Source organism: Bacillus sp. FSL K6-0268 (assembly GCF_038005425.1).
GTDB lineage: Bacteria > Bacillota > Bacilli > Bacillales > Bacillaceae_G > Bacillus_A > Bacillus_A thuringiensis_S.
On sequence record NZ_JBBOTF010000001.1, the window covers coordinates 700,579 to 719,776 of the forward strand.

Consider the following 19,198-nt stretch of genomic DNA (forward strand, 5'->3'; position numbering starts at 1 on the left):
AGATATTTAATAACGTAGTATTATTAATTCGCTTATTTATTATTTTTTCTAAAAATTACGGTGCGTGAAATTACTTATAACTCTAAAGAAAGAGCCATTTTCATATAGCTCCTTCCAAATACCTGAATTAATTTGTATTCGCCTCTGTTAACGGTTGTAACGGAGGTTCTAATTCTATTTCTAGTGTATCTCCTTCTTGTAAACCTTGTCCTTTTTCAATACTTTGGCTCGTTACATAACCCGTACCAGAAGTTTTCAAATCTAATTTCAAAAGCTTAGAGAAATACATAACATCACGCATGGACCAACCTTTTACATTTGGCATATGTGCGTTATTTCCTAATAAAAATATACGATCTCCTTCACTTATTACCTCGCCAGACTGTGGGTATTGTTTTATTATTTTTCCTTCTCCTAAAATTACCGGCTGTAGCTTCTCTTTTTCTACACTTTTCTCTATTGTATCCATCGATTTATTTACATAATTTTGCACTTTTAATTGAGATTGTTTCGCTGCATCAGCTATTTGTTTTTCTGTATACGGTTTCACTTTTAAATATTCAAGGCTGTTTTTTATAACAGGTTTAAATATTTCAGCAAGAGGCTGAGCTCCATACTCATCTCCTTTTACTTTGGCTGCTTAATAGCTAAGTATACGATTAACTCCGGATCATCAATTGGAGCCATTCCTAAAAAGGAGAAAATGTAATTCTCTTTCCCTTCCATATATCGGCCGTTTTCAGGATTCGGGATTTGTGCTGTTCCTGTCTTACCTCCAATTGGATAACCATCCACTTTATACATTGTACCAGTTCCTTTTGAAGATGTTATAACACGCTCCATTAAGCTTCTAACCTTGTCCGCTGTTTCTTTTTTTATCGGATTCCCAATTTCTTTCGGTTGATTTTCCATAATAACTTCTTTGTTTGTTGGATTTACAATTTTATCAACGATATATGGTTGCATCATTTTCCCATCATTTGCTATTGCAGTAGCCGCTTGGATTAATTGAATAGGAGTTACTGTAGAACCTTGACCGAAAGAAGTTGTAACTTGTTGAATTTGCGTATTTAATAATAAAGTATTTTTACTTTCACCAGGTAAATCTATTCCTGTTTTTTGATTGAATCCAAATTTATTCATATATTGCTTAAATTTATTTGGTTTCAGTAACTGATCTTCTAAAATAGAAAAAGCTACGTTTGATGACCTTTCAAAACCTTCATCAAACGTAATTGATCCCCATCCAAATCCACCATTATGATCTTTTATATCAGATGAACCCACGGAATATTTTCCAGATTGAAAATATTCTTTTCCGTTATATACACCTTCATTAATGGCAGCTGCTAACGTAAAAACTTTCATTGTTGAACCTGGTTCATATGCATTTGCAATCGGATCATTTAAAAAGTATTCGATATCACCTACATTAGGATTGTAACTAGGTTTACTAGACATTGCTAAAACCTTTCCTGTTTTTGGATCAGCAATAATTCCAATTAACATAGAAGGATCATAATGCTCTTGTGCTTTGTTCATCGCTTCTTCTAAAAAGCTATTAATTTGTTTATCAAGGGTTAAATATACGTTATTCCCATTTTTAGCAGGTTCTACTTTACCTATATCATTCGTAAGCGGAATCCCCCTTCGTGTACCCACATATTCTATATTCCCGTTTGTAGAGCGCAAATATTTATCCAAACTCTTTTCAAGCCCAAACTTTCCTTCTGTATTCCCTTTATCATCTGGTCTAGCAAAACCAAGTATATAGGATGCAAAGTCTTCATTCGGATACACTCTTGCTTTTTCCGTCATAAAAGATACACCTGGTATTTTTAAATTATTAATTTTTTCCTTCGTTTCCCTAGATAAGTTCCGACCAATTTTTCCAATTTCAACTTGTGTACGCCCTTCATGCAAGTTTTTCAATACTTCTTCTTTATCAATTTCAAGTGCATCGGCTAATTGTTGTGCGGTTTCATCTTTATTTTTCACTTTATCTTTTCCTTTTAAATTCACAACAACTCGATACGTTGTAGAATCTTGTACTAACACCTTCCCGGTTTGGTCATAGATAGTGCCACGATTCGCTTCTAAAACACCTTTTTTATTATGTTGTTCATTCGCTAGATCCTTTACATTCACATTATGCACGACTCCTACTGCCTGAATATAGAATATACGCAAAATCATAATAAGAAACAAAACAATAAAAGCAATCATCATATATCGAGCGCCTTTATTCGTTTGGAGTTTTTGCATACTTATCTCCTCTCTTTTGGAATGGATTCGTACGAAGATACGTTTTTAAATTTGTAATTTTTGTTTGCGATACTATATGTTTCGAAGTTTTCTTTTTAATTCCTTTAAAACAATGCAAAACTAACTGTTGTTATTTTGTGTCATTATTTTATATAATTTAAATTCGGTGCGTGAAATTTCGAAATATTAATTAGTACAACTTGATTACAGAGCACTCTAAACTCTTTTCGTATTTCCTATAAAAAAGTTCCCCTCTGGATGTCCAAAGGGGAACTTTTTTATAATACAATTATGCGATATGGTTATATTTCGCTAAGAAAGGAATTCGTCTCGCTACTAATGCATACATTTTGAATACAAGTTTCGCTATTGGTTCAAACATACGTGCACTTTGCATTACTAATGCGCTCATAATAAGTGTTAAGAATGCTGCACCAAGTATATCTAAAGGATAATGAACACCTACGTACATACGTGATATACCGACTAATACTGCCCATAATAGCGCGATATATTTCAGTTTTTCTCCTCTAAGAATAAATACGAAGACGATTGAAAATACAAGTACAGAATGATCGCTAACGAATGATGAATCTGCTGCATGTGGTACTAATTGATGTACATCATGTGATACGAACGGACGCGGATGGTAATATACTGCGTGTATAAGAACATTTACTAATAATGCAAAAATAACCGAAAGCGTCGTATATAAAACTGTATATTGTTTTCTAATTGCCTTATCTTTCTTTCCATTATTAAACCATAAGATAAGCATAAATAAAATGGCTACGTATGCAGCGCTATTTGTAATAGCAACCATTAACGTATCTAATAGTTTGGATGAATCAGCAAAATTATTAAACCACTGAAATACTGTGTAATTCATTAAACTCTCTCCTTACATACAAGTGTTCTTGATTTACACAGTATACAATACCATTATGAAAATAGGCTTAAACTTTTTTCATCTAATCCTCATTTTACTATTATTCATATGACAATTATAAAACAAATTTTATACGCAATTTATGTATAAAGCTGGTAAGCCTTTATAATAAGGCGGTTCGTATTTTTTCATGTTTGGGATACATAACATATTCATTTAAATATACTAATTGCAAAATCATATTTTTTAATTCATTTGAAGTACAATATTTCCGAATTGTTCTCCATGTTCCATACGGCTTAGTGCTCGAATTGCTTCTTCTAACGAGTAAACTTTATCAATAATTGGTTTAATTTGATGTTTTTCTATAAATTTTATCATCTCATTAAATTCCTCACCGCTACCCATGGATGTTCCCATAATATCAATTTGATTGTAAAATAGCGCGCGTAATGGTAATTCAATTTTATCTCCTGAGCTTGCACCAAAATTCACGATTCTTCCATTTGGTTTTAATACATCAAAATATTTCAAAAAAGTTGCCGGACCTATACTATCTATTATTAAATCTACTTTTTCACCTTGTAAGCTCTCTTCCCAATTTCCAGCACTATGAAAAGAAATATCTGCACCATATTTCTCAGCAAGTTCCCTTTTATTCTCTACCCTAGAAGTAACACTCACTTTTGCGCCAATTGCTTTCGCGAATAACATGGCAAATGTAGCAACACCACCGCCTATTCCCGGAATTAAAACGTGTTCGCCGCACTTCAGTCTACCTTTTGTAAAAAGCGCTCTATATGCAGTTAGTGCGGATAAAGATAAAACACCTGATTCTTCCCAAGTAAGATATGAAGGCTTTTCTACTACATTTTCAGCTGGTACAATTACATATTCAGCAAACGTTCCATCTTTCGGTCCACCTAGCACTTCCGGTAACTCCGGTACTTCAGTAGCATGTTCCCATCCAATACTAGGATTAATAATAATTTCTGTATGTAGTTTAATATTTGAAACTCCTTCTCCTATTTCTGTAACAACTCCTGATCCATCTGACCCTATTACTAATGATAGATCCATTTCTTTTCTATTATTTATAATAAATAAATCCCTATGATTTAATCCTGCAGCTTTTAACTTTACTTTTACTTCACCTGCATTAGGACTTATCTCAGGTGAAAATTTATATTCTAATCCCTCTAATCCTTTTTTATATTGATGTACAATAGCTTTCATTGCTTAATTCCCCCTTAATATTTCCAATGTACTCGAAATATCAAAATAAATAAAATAGTTTGCCTCCAATAATTAGAACTTATATATTTTGTCATGAAAAAAACAAAAAATCCCCTCCCTATAAAAAGTATAGGAAGAGGTTTCAAAACTAGTTAGATAAGAATCTATAAATTTATTGAATTCTAGCCAATTCTAATATTTTTCGAATAAATGGCGCTTTTGCCTTTGTATATGAAACACGATCAAAAGCATATGTAATAGCAAGCCTCTCTTTTAATTCTCTATATTCTTTACGTGCCCATTCATGGCTTATTAGAAAGTCACGAAATAAAATATTGTTTCTCCACTCATCACTATTATAAATATAAATATGCAAATGATGAGTACCCGCTCTCCATTTTCCCTTTCTAAAAAAACGCCAATTGGTTGCATCTTTTGGAACATACTCATATCCAATTTCCGATAGAACTTCAATCCAGTTTTCAGTAATTTGTAAGTCTGTTACGCCAATCATCATATCAATAAGAGGTTTAGCTCCTAATCCTTCTACTGCTGTGCTTCCTATATGTTCAACAGCAATTATTTCTTGTCCTAACAAGGAACAGAATTTCTCTTTTTCTTTTATATACTCTTCAACCCAGTCTTTTTGATATGCTTTAATAACAATTTGTTGATCCATTGTATTCACCTCTTTATAAGTATTTATCATTATATTTATAAAATTTTATATTATTAGCATAGGATTTCCATAAAATATGTCGAATAGTGGAATATACAACATAATTATATTAAATGTGAGGTAATCTATGAAAGATAATTCCGTGGAAATTCAGTTAAATAACGTAACATTCCAATTAAAAGAATATCATAATTTTGATTGGCTTATTAAATTAGGGACCGTATTTGCAGTTTTTGACCAGCAAGACTCAGGTAATATAAGTTTTGGTGTAGAAAAAGATGGGCATAAGAAATTTATCAAATACGCAGGAGCACAAACAATTGCATTTGAAGGAACAACGGGTCACGCTATTAAAAGGCTAAAAAATTCAGTTACTATCTATGAAGATTTAAAGCATGAATCGCTCATAAGACTAATTGATCATTTTCCAGTCCAATCTGGATATGTATTAATTTTCGATTGGTTTGATGGTGAATGTCTTCATTCGCATTGGAGTTTCCCACCTCCTGAAAAATATAAAAATCCAAACTCACCATTTTATAAATTTAGGCATTTATCTGCTATAGAACGAATTCATTCCTTATATTCCATTTTTTCTTTCCATACTTATGTAGAAAAGAAAAACTATGTAGCAATAGATTTTTATGACGGTAGTATTTTATATAATTTTAATACAAACGAAACAAAAATTTGTGATATAGATTTATACAGTAAGAAACCTTACATAAATAAAATGGGCCGGCTATGGGGTTCCTCCCGTTTTATGTCACCAGAGGAATTTGAACTAAACGCAACAATCGATGAAAGAACAAATGTATTTAATATGGGAGCAATGGCTTTCTCACTTTTAGGCGGTGAAAAAAATCGTTCTTTTATAAAATGGGAAGCAAGTAAGGAATTATATGAGGTAGCGTATCGTGCTGTAAATAAAGATCGCGCAGAACGGTATGCATCAGTTACAGAATTCTACGAAGCGTGGTTAAAAGCAGCTAACGCAGAAAAGATATAACCCTAAATTATTAAAAGAAATATAGAGTTTATACTGTTATCATGTATATTAAGACTGTTTTTATGAGTATTTCGTATAAAGTGTGATGTAACTGATTAAAGCTATTTTCAAAGGCGACATATCGGCAATAAGTTATGTCTATTCTGTATAAGTGTTAGCAAGTTCGTTTGCAAACTTGCTAACACTTTTTTGTTTAAATAATTCACACATTTTTTCTTAATATACTGATTATGTTTCCAATTGTGTATTAATGTGTGGGTTTGACTACCCATATTTTAGACAAAATGGACGGTAAGGGTGCGGACAATATAAATATGTCTTTTTCTTTGTATATGTTTATTTCACGAGCTATAAATTTTTTCAATTCCAAGCATGTGTATCATATTCTTCATTATTACAATAAATGCATTTCACGGTAAAGATAGGGAATTTGTATATCTAATATTCATAATTTACGTTATGGTACAATATGTTAATTAATTACAATACTTTCTAAAAGACCTGCGGTAGTATGTCAACTGAAAAATAATATATTTTGAAGTTATCAAAGGACAAATTGCTTAAAAAAGACATCACGAAACTAGACCAGCACCGCATGTAAAATACTGGAATTGATTGAAAGGTAGCGATGACAAGTTTTATGTCACACTTTCACACACCTTTCAGGCGTAAAGAGTTGGTGATTACGTAGTAGCGCATCCACCAATCGCACAAATTTTCTTGCGGTTAGAACGAGTGCACGTTTGTGTTGATGTTTTGGTACTTCATTATACTTTTTTGCGTAATATTCTTGGTATTCCAATACATGCTTTCTTACAGAGTTGGCGGCTTCAACTAAGTAATACCGCAAGTAATGATTCCCATTACGAGATAATGAAGTATTTTCAGCGGTGAACCGGCCAGACTGGTATGTACGCCAATATAACCCGGCATATTTTGCGATTTTGGTTTCATCGTCAAATCTTTCGATTTGGCCAATTTCAGCGATAATACCAGCGGCATATATAGGCCCGATTCCAGGAATGGATTCTAATGTTTGCGTTAATCCAGCCATGATCCGCTTAATAGATTTTTCTAGTTCTTTAATTTGTCTTTGATAGGTACGAATGATTTCGATTGATGTTCCTAAAAGAATATCGATTGAGTCTTCTACCACCTTATCTAAACGGTACGACGTGCGAACAGCCTTTTGAATGGTTGATGCGACACATTTCGGGTCACCAAATCGATTTTTACTCTTTTCCTGTAGGAACTCAGCGAGTTCCTCTAAAGGCATGTCAGCTAGCTCTTCTAGACTGAATTTTTCAAGGAACAATTCCATCATGGCGTTACCAAATATAGAAGAATCGACTTCTTGTGAGAACGTATTACATTTATAACTTAGGTGTTGTAGAAAATGTTGTTTCTCCTTTGTCAACATTCTAACGAGTTGATAACGAGCTCTTGTTAATTGCTGTAATGCCACGTATTGACTTTCTTTCACGATGGACATTTGATTTCGCCCAAATCGTAAATAATCAGCGATGACAAAGGCATCAATTTCGTCAGTCTTATTCATGTCTGAATAACTTTTCTTGAAGTTTGCGACTTGTTTTGGATTTAGAAGAAATACCTTTGTGCCAAATCTTTTTAAGTCTTCGTCATGATGGAGAAACATGGATGGGTGAAAACTGTAAACAGATGTAGATTCTAAGCCGATTTTTAAAGTTTCAACCTCTTGATTGGTTGTGCACTGTAATAATCGTTCTTTAAGTACCTGTGCACCTGGTAAGTCATTACTGACTGAAAAAGAATCTAGCTTTTCTCCTTCACCATTTAAAAAGCAAACTTTCATATCAAACGAACTTACATCTAGACCAACAAATAATCTCACGTAAGAGACCTCCTTTCGATTTAGAATCATTGCTTGGACGTCTCGAGATATCTCTAGTGTGTACGCCGACCAACAACCTCGTGTATAAGAGCTAGTCCTGAATCGAAAGCCGCCCTAGAGCTACTAACATCTAGGTTCGAGGATCAGGCTGCTCAGCCTGCGAGTAGGGAGCCCCGCGCGTTCACTGAGAAACACTCTTTTCGTGTGGTAAATCCACAGGGGAATACAGAATTGTCCCAAATGATCCTAAGACCATTATCTAGAAATATCTTGAGACGTCCAAGTATTTTCTTTATTACTGGACTCTTATTAGAGAGAAAAACTAAGCCTGAGATAGGGCTTAAATATTAATATACGAGGGGAATACATAATGAAAGCAACGAAACTCATAGCGTTGACAGTGCCAGTTCTATTATTGTTCGGTTGTGGGCTAGGAGATAAAGATTCTACTCCTAAGACTGAAGAAACTAGTAAAGCAATGTTGAAAACTACAATATCTGAGGAACAGTATCCAAGTTACATGTATGAACAATTACTAGATTTTAACTTTAATAAGGATGACATAATAATAGGTTTAGGTTATGCACTAAAAGGTGATGAAAAGTATAAAGAGGTATTCAAAACGGCAAGTATTTTGGATGAAGCTTTAGATCGAATGGAGAACGTAAAAGTACCTGATAAGTATAAAGACACGCATAAACTCATCTTAGAAGGGATAGAGGATGCAAGAAAAGGTACAAAACCAATATTAGAAGCTAAAGGTAAAGAGGTAAAAGAAGTTAGTGTAGTTATTGCGAATAGTTCTCCCCACCTGTTAGGCATGGATAGAGAACAGTGGAAAGAAGCAGTTTACCAATTAGCTAAAGAAAACAAGGATGATTTCTCTAAGGTATATGATAAGAAAGTAGAGGAACATCAAAATAGAAAGAGTAACTCGTAATCAATTATACAACACGATAAGGAAATATAAGAAAATGATGATCAAAAAGGTAAATTATTAAATTTTATTGAAGCTAAATACGAAGTTAAAGAAAAGAAATAATACATACTTAATATTTCTTTTAGGGCGCATCTTCATGAAAGTTGTACGCTCTATATTTAAAGGCTTTCGTTTAATGGGCTTAATTGTAAAGACTTAACTTAAAGCATTATCTAAAAGTAAACATAATATCCCTCCATGACTCTAATGGTACCATTAGCAAGGACAAATTTGAACAACTAGGATATTTATGTAAGTCAGATATAGTGTCTCTTTATCAGTTGCAAGAAAAAAAGTGGCTCCCTATTCTCTCACATGGAATCCACTCTTTCTATTTCTACAACTCTATTTTTATACGTTCCTCTTCTTGTCCTTAACAGGACTGCCATCACTAAATCATTAACATAATTATCTTTAGCGGAAGTTAAAAGTTTTTATTTTCTTACTCAATTAAAGCGCCCGTTAGTTAAAGATTATGGATAATTAATTTGAAAGTGTTTTATCTAAATACACCTTTTCTTTTGGAAAGCCAATCTTCTAAGGCATCTTCGTGTAGTTTTGTGAATAATTTTGGTATTTGGTCTATTGGGAAGTATTTTAAATCCAAAGTCTCAATACCATCTACAGTAAGTTCTCCGCCAATTGGCTTACATTGAAAACAATGAGTGATAGTCTGAGCTTTATCTCCGTTCGGAAACTCACCAGAATATTTAGAGTAGACACCTATAAGATGTTCAACCTCAACATTTAATCCTGTCTCCTCAAATATTTCTCGTTTAGCGGTTTCTTCAAGAGATTCTCCAAGTTCCATAGCACCACCTGGTAGACCCCGCTCATTTCTATCTCCCCGTTTTTGTAAAAGAATTTCATTTCGTTCGTTATAAACAATACCTCCAGCAAAATTAAGAAATATTAAATCATGCCCTACTTTTCCCCGGATATAACGAATGTAGTCCTTATTTGTAGTCATAAATTCCCTCCTATTTATATATAAAATACAAAATACAAAATACAAAATAATTATATATAAATATAGAAGAAAGTGGTAATAAAAATGATATTATTCCTTATTCTCATAAGGGATTCGCTTTCTTTTTTTATCAATCTATGCGTTTTTTAAACATTTCTATTTTGGCACAACTTAGGTTTCTCGTTTGTTACTGGATTAGCCGAAAAACTATATAAAATCTTGCATGCCCGTAGCATGTTTTTTCAATGCTACAGTAATTTGTATTCGTCTCTGTTTCCCTATTTTCTTTTCTCTCATAGATATATGACTACCTTTGACATCTCCTACCTTCAATTTCAAAATGTCCCAGATTCTTAGGCCTGTATTGATTCCGATAATGAATAGAATGTAATTACATAAACTCCTTTCCTTAAAGTAATCTTTCAGCTACTGTATTTGCTCTGGATCACGTATTGATTGAACGAAACTTATTAAAAAAAGTTTGATAATTAATATAATAAAGTATTCTTTTATAATGAAAAATAACACTTTTTCTTTTATACGTTATAATATAATATATAAATATATTATATTATTATATAAAATATTATAAGGAGTTCATTAAATGAATCAGATTGACTTTATTTCTATACAATCACCTGTTAATCAATTAGCTATACAGGCAGCTATTATGTTCCTTGCTATCGGAGTTACTTTTGGGTTAATTTATATCTTACTGTTAAAAATCCATGCTCCAAGATGGTTAGCTAGTGTTTTAGCAACCACATGTACTATTGTAGCTATTTATCAAACGCTTTTAATTTTATTTCCATGAATACAGCAAAAAAGAGACCCTATGGCTCTTTTTTATTCCTTAATAACAATCTAAATATGGTAAAATATATCCATCTCTCATATGTCCAACTATGCAATTTTCAAAGTAGCAAAATTATAACTAGACTTATACAACATGATTCAAAATAAAATGAAGGAGAGTTTTTAACGAAAGGACATATTCGAAAAAGAGGAAATAAGTACTGTATCGTTATTGATGTCAGTCCTGATTCAGAGATAGGAAAAAGAAGCTGAGAAAGATATGGTGAAAAAAAGGGATTTTTGTAAAGCCATCTAAGCTTACTTTAAAAGACTATCTGGTTTAGTGGTTAGAAATTAAAAAGATGAGTTTAGAAAAGAATACCTACGTTTCTTATAGTAGTTACATACCCCACCATTGTTATACCTAGCATGGGAAATTAACGCTTAGGATTTATTCTCATATTTTAACGAACTTGCAGGAAGAACCAGTAAAAAATTTTGATAAAAGTATCTTTAGATAACTAATGTTTGCATTTTATAAAAAAAGCTAAATAAATCTTGTATGAACAAGGTTTATACATCCTAACACATGTTATCATGTATAATACATATGTTAAGTAAATTCAGAATAACGAGGCAAATATTATGGACTTTGTTTATATTAACCAAAACGTATTAAATAACCTTCTATACATTTTATGTAGTATATTTGTTTTTTATTTCATATATGATAGCAGGCATTATTTGAAAAAATACAAAATATTACTGATTACCCTTTGTTCTAGTATCCCGCTTATTTTATGTATGCGATACCCTATCTATATGGATGAAAGTTGTATTCATGATTTAAGACAAATTCCGGTCATAATAGGTACGCTTTATGGTGGATTCCCTGTCGGTATCATATTGTTTACAATTTTATTAATTACAAGATTTATATTTTATGGCTTTAATATGCTAACAGTCGTTGTTTACGGAATAATGTTCATCGTTACAGCACTCGCATCTTCAAAATTTAATACATATAATAGAAAGCTTAAAGTAGCTTTTTCCATGTTTTTAACCTTTTTCCTAGCAATATTTACAACTGTAATTGTATTAACTTTATCAGATTTTGAAGTGAATAATTTGTATATTATTTATTTCATGGTATTACCGACTACTTTAATGTTATTTATTGTTTATATAAATGAAGTTATAAAAGATGCTGTATTAATGCGCTCAAAATTAATTAAAATGGAAAAAATGGAGATTGTTAGCCAACTCGCTGCAAGTATATCGCACGAAGTAAGGAATCCTTTAACGGTTGTAAAAGGATTTACACAGCTTTTAAAAACACCAAATTTAACTCCTGAATCAAGAGACGAATATATTAAACATATACTTGAAGAGTTAAATCGTGCCCAAGAAATTATCGATGATTACTTAACGTTTGCCAAACCTTCTCCAGAAAAATTAGATCAAATTTCAGTAAAACAAGAGTTAAATCGAGTTATTAATATGATATTGCCATTGTGTAATATGAATACGATACATATTACACAGGATTTTTCTGAGGCAACCATTGTTGGTAATAAACAACACTTTCAACAATGTTTTTTAAACTTAATAAAAAACAGTATTGAAGCAATGCCTAATGGTGGTACCTTAAATATTTCCTCATCTATCAATAATAGTAAAGTTGAAATACGAATTGAAGATAGTGGAGTTGGAATGTCACAGGAGCAAATACATCGATTCGGTGAACCGTATTTTAGTACAAAAACGAAAGGCACCGGTTTAGGTACGATGGTTGCTGTTAAGATTATTGAGACGATGTATGGAAGTTTAAAAATCCGAAGTATCGTTAGTAAAGGAACGACTTTAACGATTACGTTCCCAAAATATAGTAAGAATACGCATTAAAACAAATAAAAAAGGAGCATAGTCGCTCCTTTTTTATTTGTTTCGATACATAAGTATCTTCAATGTTTTTTAGTTTACATTTGTGAAGACTAATTAAAAATTAGTATCCTCCGCCCCAGCAGCTGCATCCTACAATTATTAATAGAATGAATAACACAACTAATAAAGCGAAACCTCCACCAAAACCACAAGAACCACCGTAACTCATATTTTCTCCTCCTTTTGGTTTGAAAACTAATAGGTAGTTGATCATTTTAACTGGTTCGTATTATACATTATGTGTATATCCCTTTTTTGAGCATGTCTACATAAAAATAAGTAAAAGCACTCGTTTAAAGAGTGCTTTAAAATGGATACCAAAAATTTTGAAATACGTTTAATTTTAAATATACGGCAACAATGAATATGAAAACACCGGCAAATAAAGCGATGAAATCTTCACGTTTCGCCTTACTTGTATAAAACCATGTACGTTTATCCTTCTTTCCAAATCCTCTTAAATCCATTGCATTTGAAACCGTATCTATTCTTTCTAGAGAATGAATGATTAGTGGCCAGAAAATTAAAACACGGTTCTTCATACGAACCCATAAACTTGCTTCTCCTTTTTCAAAAGCCACTCCTCTCGCTTCTTGCGCGTGTTTAATAATTTTATACTCAGACTGGATGTCAGGAATATAACGCAGTGCAATATTTATTGCATATGTAATCTTATAATGAATACCAAATTTACTTAAACTACTTACAAATTCACTTGAATCTGTCGTGTAAATAAAAAGAAGTGTAAATGGTAATAACGTAAAATACTTTAATGAAAGTGTAGCTGCATAAAATAATGTTTCATATGTAATTGTTGCATATCCAATATGTAAAAACGAGGTATATGATTCAGTTAATTCAGATCCATAAGTGGGTGTAATAAATAAAATCATGACAGAGTTTAATAAACTAAATGTAAATATGACACTAAAAACAATTAAAATTTTACGAAATGGAATTTTAGCAATTCCGAGTCCAATACACCCAATAATAAATAAAATTAGCAACAACCTAAAATCAAAAAACAAAAAAGTAATCGTCATACAAAAAATAAATAAAAACAATTTTACTACCCCATCCATACGATGAAAATATGTACTATGCACCTTCCTCCCTCCTATTACTGTCTAAATAAAGCTCCATAAATTTTTCTGGACATACAATCCCACTAAATTTAACAAGCTTGGTTAAAGAACTCTCTCTTAAGTTGGCTCTTTGTAAGGTTTCTTGATCACCAAATACATTAGACACTGTATTATCCGCAATAATTTTCCCTTCATGTAGAACTACTGCACGGTCTGCATATTCTAGTGCGAGATTCATATCGTGAGTGATAAAAACAAATGAGATTCCCTTTTTAGCTAGTTTTTTAATAAACGACATAAATTGTTTATAATGATAATAATCTTGTCCCGCTGTCGGTTCATCTAATATGATAAGCTTGGGATCTATTGTTAATACAGATGCGATTGTTACTCTCTTTTTTTGCCCATAGCTTAGCGCTTGAATTGGCCAATTACGAAATGGATATAAACCACAAATTTTTAAAGTTTCTTCTACTCTATTCTTAATTTCTTCCTTAGAAAAATTATTTAATTTTAATGTAAATGAAACTTCTTCAAAAACAGTGGGCTGTGTAATCATATGATTTGGATTTTGCATCACGTAAGATATGGTTTCCCCACGTTTACGAATAGACCAAGAACTAATATCTTCACCTTCTAACAAGATTTCCCCATTTTTCATTTTGTTTATGCCTATAAGACTATGAGCTAATGTTGATTTCCCTGCTCCATTATGTCCCAACAGTGCCACAATTTCTCCTTCATATATTGAAAGGTTTACATTTTCTAATACTTTTTGTTTATTAGGGTATGAAAATGATAAATTCTCCACTTTAAGTAATTCCTTGTTTTTAGTATTACCTTTTAATATGACTTGTTTCTCCATCCACTCTCTTATAACGTTGCTTACCTTTTCCTTTTGAAGGTTTTCCATTGGATATATTACGTCATTATTACTATCAAAATGTAATCTCTTTAATGCTTCGATGTAAATAGGCTCTCTTAAGCCAATACATGGTAATATATTTGACGCTAAGATTTCTTTTGGTGTTCCTATTGCAATGACTTTACCTTCATCAATTAATATAACTTTGTCTAAATCCAGCTTTAAAATTTCTTCTATTCTATGTTCGATAATAACAATCGTTTTATTATATTGCTCATGTATATCTTTCATAAGTTCTATCGTATGTAAGGCGCTTAGCGGATCTAAGTTCGCTAACGGTTCATCGAACAATAATATATCCGCATTTGTTGTTAATAAACCAGCAAGAGAAACTGTTTGTTTTTGACCTCCTGATAATTCATGTGGACTTTGTTTATGAAACGTATGCATCTTCACCTTTCTTAATGAGTCCGAAACAATCTTTTTCATATCCTCTTGATTTACACATTCATTTTCTAAATAAAAAGCTACATCTTCTTCTACTGTCAGACCAATAAATTGAGCATCTTGATCTTGCAAAATTGTTCCCACATGTTTACTCTGTTCAAAAATACTGCCTTCCCTCGGGTCTTTACCGGCAATTAATACGTTACCTGTACTAATCCCTTCATAAGAAAATGGAATTAGCCCATTGATACAATGAGCTAATGTCGACTTTCCTGAACCACTTCGTCCAGCAATTAGCACTTTTTCCCCAGGGTATATATGAAAGGTAATATCACTTAAAGTAGGCTGCGCAGCATGCCCGTATTGAAAGGTGAATTGTTCAAACGAAATAATTGGTTGCATGTTAACATCCCTACTTTTCAATTTTTAAATGTGCATGTTTCTTATTGGATTTCGCCAAGCCAATTGTAAGTGGCAATCCAAGAACTAAGAATACGATAACGTCGGAAATTGTTGCTCCTAATACTTGTATAACAATTTTGTCAAATGGTTCTCCCATCACAATAATATCGAATGCCCCAGCAAATATAATAGCAATGACAATACCAACTAACCCAGTAATTGCTAAATAAGAAATATCTCCCTTGTTAAATGACCCGTTTTTCACACTAAAACCAACTCTTTTTTGAATAAGACCCATTGAAAAACCAATAATCCCTGAACTAATAACCCAGCCCCACCAAATCCCCCAGCCAGCAATCGTATCTGTTACGGTATGACCGATAAGTCCGATTAAGAGTCCTGCCACTGGACCAAATAATGCTCCAAAAACAGTTAATATAGCTAATGCTGGTTTAATAAATGTATTCGGTGCAATAGAAAATCCCCAAAGTCCTAATATCCCGTATAAGGCTGCTCCAATCCCGATTGCTACTACTAACTTTGTTGATAATTTATTCATTACAATTCCCCTCTCATATTGGTCAACTTTTATTATTCTATATTTATTTTAAAAATGAATTATGCATCGACACTTCCTTTCTATACAACAAAAAAATGACCTCTTACATAAGAGGTCATTTTCTTTCACGTTCAAGAATCCTCTTATCTTTCAAAAAACACATCGTGTCCTCTGCGGAATTAGCACCTTCCTATAAAATTGCATAGGGGTTGCTGAGGTTTCTTAGGGCCGTTCCCTCCACCTCTCTGGATAAGTATTAATTTGTAATTCGTATTATGGCACTAAAAAGCATGAATTTCAATACTTTTCTAACTATTTTTATTTTTCGTTAAATAGTACATTTAAATCATTGTATTCTTATCGGAATTATGAAATAATAAATTCAAAATCGTTTCGGGAGGAATGCATTATGAAAGTTATTGGTTTAATTGGGGGATTAAGTTGGGAATCTACATCATTATACTATAAACATATTAATACACTTACACTCTCTCAATACGATCAAAATGCGAAGCTAGTTTTATATAGTATGGACTTTGGAGAAGTAACTACTTTATTACAAAACCATCAATATGAAGAAGTAAAAAATGAACTAGTCACGGTTGCAAAGAAGGTTGAAAAATCTGGGGCTGACTGTTTATTAATGTGTTCAAATACTGTACATCTATTTGCCGAAGAAGTAGAACAAGCAATCTCTATCCCGCTTCTTCACATTGGCGATGTAAGTGCTAAAGAAATGGTAAAACAAAATATAAAACGTATCGGACTATTAGGAACAAAACAAACGATGGAGCAAGATTTCTATAAATCACGATTAGCGAAATATAACATTGAGACAATTATCCCAAATGAAGAGGAAAGAACAGTTATCCATCATGTCATATTAGATGAATTAAGTAAAGGGATCATTTCAGAAGCATCTAAAGAAAAGCTATTACAAATTACAAAGTCATTAATTCAAAACGGCGCTGAAGGTATACTATTAGGCTGTACTGAAATACCTTTACTCATCTCCCAAAATGATCTTACTGTTCCCGTTTTTGATACTGCTTTTTTACATGCAAATACTGCTGTGCAATTTGCTGGATAAGAATATACAAGCATAAAGGTACGAACCTCTATGCTTGTATATAGTTACGACTATTTCCCCCGCTATTTACGGGCAGTAAAACCCCCAACGATTAAAGTTTCACTTTATTTAAAAGAGATTCAATAACTGCAATTACTTCTTTTGAACCACCACATTCTAAAAAGCTATCATTAAGTTTTCGTATACCATGCTTATACTTTTCGTTTGAAAGAACATCTGTTACAGCCTCTTTTAAAGTGTGCACATTAACATGTTCTTTCAATAGTCTACGCGCTGCTTCCAGTTCAGTTAATCTTTGCGCTATCATAGGCTGATCTTTATCATGCGGTATTATTACAAATGGGACATTATAATGAATGGCATCGTGTACGCTATTCATGCCGCCATGTGTAATAAAAATATCCGCTTCATTTAATATTTCTGATTGAGGTACGTATGGAGCAATTATAAAATTATCTGGTGCTTTCTTAATTTTAGAAATATCATTTCTATCACCAATTGCCATTACAACTATCCCATCAAAATCTGAAAAAGTATCAATACAAGTATTAAAGAATGGTTCGAGTCCTTCAAGCAGTGTTCCCATTGAAATATAAATAACTTTCTTCTCTTTAAGTGATTCCAGTGGAAACTTTATATTTGTTTTACGCTTTGAAATACTCGGTCCAATAAAAATGTTATTTTCTCCGAACGATTCGCTATTAGGTTGGAAATAACGACTTGTGTATACGAGACAAACATCACCCTTATTATTCATAAATTGAAGATTATTCTTTGGTTTTACTCCAAATTCATGTTCCATCTGGTTTAGTAATTTTTCAGAGATCTCCTCTGGTTGGAATGGTATATCTGCATTTGGATGAAAAGGTAATGTCTTCAAAAACTCTGAAGGAATTAAAAATATAGGCGAGGACACTACACCTGGAACTTGTAAATACTCCTTTACTAACTCTCCCGCACCAAATATATCATAAATTACGAAATCAAAATTTATGCTTTCACTTAATTGTTTCGTAATTTCTAATATATATAAAGAAGTTTGAACATGCACATGAAAGAAAGCATTTAACCCAGATGAGGTTTCAGCATCAATAGAAATCTCCTTTAATAGATCCGGATGTGTATGTACAGTAGCTCCTAAATCTTCAATCCTATCTTTAAAGTTTGCAGTTGTAATATAATGTACGTTATCCCCTCGTTCAGTAAAGGCTTTCACTAAATTTAATGTAGGGTTTACATGTCCCTCTGCTGGAAAATTAACTACTAAAATATTTAGCACTTATTCCTCACTCCTTACATTTCACTGTTTTAATTAAAGCATACTGTTATTTGTACATGTAATCGTCCCCTAATAGTCCTAAAATGCTTGCTACATTATGTTGATAAATAATTTTCAGTCATCAACATAAAAAAAGCATCTACCTATGTAGATGCCTAACCGTGATAAGGAGTGTTCTGTGAGGTTAGAACAAGCTTCTCTGCTTGTCCTATGCTATCAATATATGATTTATTTTATAAAACGTGAATAGTTAATAGAATTATTTTATCCATTTTATATGATCAAATGGATAAAATACCATTTCTACTTTACCTATTATATTTGACTCATCAATAAGTCCAAGTGTATTCCTACTATCTTTACTATGATTACGATTATCACCTAACACAAATAATTTATGCGTAGGAACTTTTATTTCTCTCAAATTTGAAAAACGATTGGATACTTGTGACATATCTAAATGTATATACGATTCATCACGCTTTTTACCGTTAATAAATACCTCATCCTCTTTTAGTTGTATGTTATCCCCCGATAATCCAATAATTCGTTTCACATAGTAAGTAGGCTCGTCTTCTTTTTTTATAATGACAACATCTCCATGATGAAAAGACGATAAACAGACGTTTACCTTATTAACAAGTATATAATCTTTTTCATTCAAAGTAGGTTGCATCGAAATTCCTTCTACCATACAAAATAAAAATGACTTATTAATAAAAATAACCCCTATTATAATTAAGATGTAGCTACATATGTTCCTCCAATATTTTAGAATAAACGGCTTCATATATACCTCATTTCTAATCTATTCCCAGATAAAAACGCCTCT

At 32.3% G+C, this 19,198-nt stretch carries 16 protein-coding genes, 3 pseudogenes and 1 riboswitch; of the genes and pseudogenes, 6 read left to right on the top strand and 13 right to left on the bottom strand.

The features are described 5' to 3' along the window. Window positions 1–127: 127 nt before the first annotated feature. The 4 genes and pseudogenes from MHI28_RS03590 to MHI28_RS03605 form a co-directional block, all read right to left on the bottom strand. A pseudogene (locus tag MHI28_RS03590) lies at window positions 128–2,265 on the bottom strand (penicillin-binding protein). A 289-nt stretch (window positions 2,266–2,554) separates the two neighbouring features. Continuing rightward, complete coding sequence (locus MHI28_RS03595; protein ID WP_001110130.1) at window positions 2,555–3,154, bottom strand: undecaprenyl-diphosphatase; 600 nt, start codon at window positions 3,152–3,154, stop codon at window positions 2,555–2,557. A 246-nt stretch (window positions 3,155–3,400) separates the two neighbouring features. Further along, window positions 3,401–4,390: a zinc-binding dehydrogenase gene (locus MHI28_RS03600; RefSeq protein ID WP_000644523.1), complete on the bottom strand. Its 990-nt coding sequence runs from the start codon at window positions 4,388–4,390 to the stop codon at window positions 3,401–3,403. 172 nt (window positions 4,391–4,562) lie between these two features. Beyond that, window positions 4,563–5,069 (bottom strand): GrpB family protein, encoded by a 507-nt coding sequence (locus tag MHI28_RS03605; RefSeq protein WP_000372679.1) that lies wholly within the window; start codon window positions 5,067–5,069, stop codon window positions 4,563–4,565. Between the two features lie 127 nt (window positions 5,070–5,196). Here MHI28_RS03605 and MHI28_RS03610 point away from each other — a divergent pair, with 127 nt between their 5' ends. Then, window positions 5,197–6,078 (top strand): protein kinase domain-containing protein, encoded by an 882-nt coding sequence (locus MHI28_RS03610; protein ID WP_000654535.1) that lies wholly within the window; start codon window positions 5,197–5,199, stop codon window positions 6,076–6,078. Between the two features lie 643 nt (window positions 6,079–6,721). Here MHI28_RS03610 and MHI28_RS03615 read toward each other — a convergent pair. Beyond that, window positions 6,722–7,951 carry an IS110 family transposase gene (locus MHI28_RS03615; protein WP_100909797.1) on the bottom strand — a complete coding sequence of 410 codons (1,230 nt, stop codon included), beginning with the start codon at window positions 7,949–7,951 and terminating at the stop codon, window positions 6,722–6,724. Between the two features lie 370 nt (window positions 7,952–8,321). On the opposite strand from MHI28_RS03615, the gene MHI28_RS03620 reads away from it, so the two are divergent. Further along, window positions 8,322–8,891: a membrane protein gene (locus MHI28_RS03620; protein WP_000648403.1), complete on the top strand. Its 570-nt coding sequence runs from the start codon at window positions 8,322–8,324 to the stop codon at window positions 8,889–8,891. A gap of 538 nt (window positions 8,892–9,429) precedes the next feature. Here the strand turns inward: MHI28_RS03620 and MHI28_RS03625 are convergent. Both MHI28_RS03625 and MHI28_RS03630 read right to left on the bottom strand, forming a co-directional pair. Further along, complete coding sequence (locus MHI28_RS03625) at window positions 9,430–9,900, bottom strand: NUDIX hydrolase (RefSeq protein ID WP_340827619.1); 471 nt, start codon at window positions 9,898–9,900, stop codon at window positions 9,430–9,432. Between the two features lie 237 nt (window positions 9,901–10,137). Beyond that, window positions 10,138–10,326 (bottom strand): annotated as a pseudogene (locus MHI28_RS03630) (site-specific integrase); the annotation flags it as partial. Window positions 10,327–10,504: 178 nt separating this feature from the next. Here MHI28_RS03630 and MHI28_RS03635 point away from each other — a divergent pair. From MHI28_RS03635 to MHI28_RS03640, 3 genes and pseudogenes are all read left to right on the top strand, one after another. After that, entirely contained in the window at window positions 10,505–10,714 is a 210-nt protein-coding gene (locus tag MHI28_RS03635) for a hypothetical protein (protein WP_001071610.1), read from the top strand. 179 nt (window positions 10,715–10,893) lie between these two features. Further along, window positions 10,894–11,130: pseudogene (locus MHI28_RS36115) on the top strand (site-specific integrase); the annotation flags it as partial. Window positions 11,131–11,340: 210 nt separating this feature from the next. Further along, a complete protein-coding gene (locus tag MHI28_RS03640) occupies window positions 11,341–12,600 on the top strand; it encodes a sensor histidine kinase (RefSeq protein WP_000348332.1) in 1,260 nt (419 codons plus the stop codon). Window positions 12,601–12,700: 100 nt separating this feature from the next. Here MHI28_RS03640 and MHI28_RS03645 read toward each other — a convergent pair whose 3' ends face one another. From MHI28_RS03645 to MHI28_RS03660, 4 genes are all read right to left on the bottom strand, one after another. Further along, the gene (locus tag MHI28_RS03645; RefSeq protein WP_000120182.1) at window positions 12,701–12,808 is read right to left on the bottom strand and encodes a YjcZ family sporulation protein; all 108 of its coding nucleotides are present in this window, start codon (window positions 12,806–12,808) and stop codon (window positions 12,701–12,703) included. Window positions 12,809–12,944: 136 nt separating this feature from the next. Continuing rightward, complete coding sequence (locus tag MHI28_RS03650; RefSeq protein ID WP_000556368.1) at window positions 12,945–13,745, bottom strand: energy-coupling factor transporter transmembrane component T family protein; 801 nt, start codon at window positions 13,743–13,745, stop codon at window positions 12,945–12,947. Beyond that, entirely contained in the window at window positions 13,738–15,438 is a 1,701-nt protein-coding gene (locus tag MHI28_RS03655) for an ABC transporter ATP-binding protein (protein WP_001182502.1), read from the bottom strand. The genes MHI28_RS03650 and MHI28_RS03655 overlap by 8 nt, the downstream gene beginning before the upstream one ends. Window positions 15,439–15,448: 10 nt before the next feature. After that, entirely contained in the window at window positions 15,449–15,997 is a 549-nt protein-coding gene (locus tag MHI28_RS03660) for an ECF-type riboflavin transporter substrate-binding protein (protein WP_001038209.1), read from the bottom strand. 140 nt (window positions 15,998–16,137) lie between these two features. Next, window positions 16,138–16,253, bottom strand: a riboswitch (SAM riboswitch). A gap of 153 nt (window positions 16,254–16,406) precedes the next feature. On the opposite strand from MHI28_RS03660, the gene MHI28_RS03665 reads away from it, so the two are divergent. Beyond that, window positions 16,407–17,087, top strand: coding sequence for an aspartate/glutamate racemase family protein (locus MHI28_RS03665; RefSeq protein ID WP_000864388.1), 681 nt, complete (start codon window positions 16,407–16,409; stop codon window positions 17,085–17,087). A 91-nt stretch (window positions 17,088–17,178) separates the two neighbouring features. Here MHI28_RS03665 and MHI28_RS03670 read toward each other — a convergent pair whose 3' ends face one another. Both MHI28_RS03670 and lepB read right to left on the bottom strand, forming a co-directional pair. Beyond that, the gene (locus MHI28_RS03670; protein ID WP_000932150.1) at window positions 17,179–18,366 is read right to left on the bottom strand and encodes a macrolide family glycosyltransferase; all 1,188 of its coding nucleotides are present in this window, start codon (window positions 18,364–18,366) and stop codon (window positions 17,179–17,181) included. 259 nt (window positions 18,367–18,625) lie between these two features. Continuing rightward, window positions 18,626–19,156, bottom strand: a complete 531-nt coding sequence (gene lepB, locus MHI28_RS03675) for a signal peptidase I (RefSeq protein WP_002162782.1) — start codon at window positions 19,154–19,156, stop codon at window positions 18,626–18,628. Window positions 19,157–19,198: the final 42 nt, after the last annotated feature.

Excerpts from the sequence above, each read along its gene's own strand:
- MHI28_RS03595 (WP_001110130.1), bottom strand. The coding sequence starts at position 3,154 with ATGAATTACACAGTATTTCAGTGGTTTAATAATTTTGCTGATTCATCC.
- lepB (WP_002162782.1), bottom strand. The coding sequence starts at position 19,156 with ATGAAGCCGTTTATTCTAAAATATTGGAGGAACATATGTAGCTACATC.
- MHI28_RS03600 (WP_000644523.1), bottom strand. The coding sequence starts at position 4,390 with ATGAAAGCTATTGTACATCAATATAAAAAAGGATTAGAGGGATTAGAA.
- MHI28_RS03605 (WP_000372679.1), bottom strand. The coding sequence starts at position 5,069 with ATGGATCAACAAATTGTTATTAAAGCATATCAAAAAGACTGGGTTGAA.
- MHI28_RS03625 (WP_340827619.1), bottom strand. The coding sequence starts at position 9,900 with ATGACTACAAATAAGGACTACATTCGTTATATCCGGGGAAAAGTAGGG.
- MHI28_RS03660 (WP_001038209.1), bottom strand. The coding sequence starts at position 15,997 with ATGAATAAATTATCAACAAAGTTAGTAGTAGCAATCGGGATTGGAGCA.
- MHI28_RS03620 (WP_000648403.1), top strand. The coding sequence starts at position 8,322 with ATGAAAGCAACGAAACTCATAGCGTTGACAGTGCCAGTTCTATTATTG.
- MHI28_RS03610 (WP_000654535.1), top strand. The coding sequence starts at position 5,197 with ATGAAAGATAATTCCGTGGAAATTCAGTTAAATAACGTAACATTCCAA.
- MHI28_RS03635 (WP_001071610.1), top strand. The coding sequence starts at position 10,505 with ATGAATCAGATTGACTTTATTTCTATACAATCACCTGTTAATCAATTA.
- MHI28_RS03665 (WP_000864388.1), top strand. The coding sequence starts at position 16,407 with ATGAAAGTTATTGGTTTAATTGGGGGATTAAGTTGGGAATCTACATCA.
- MHI28_RS03645 (WP_000120182.1), bottom strand. The coding sequence starts at position 12,808 with ATGAGTTACGGTGGTTCTTGTGGTTTTGGTGGAGGTTTCGCTTTATTA.
- MHI28_RS03640 (WP_000348332.1), top strand. The coding sequence starts at position 11,341 with ATGGACTTTGTTTATATTAACCAAAACGTATTAAATAACCTTCTATAC.
- MHI28_RS03655 (WP_001182502.1), bottom strand. The coding sequence starts at position 15,438 with ATGCAACCAATTATTTCGTTTGAACAATTCACCTTTCAATACGGGCAT.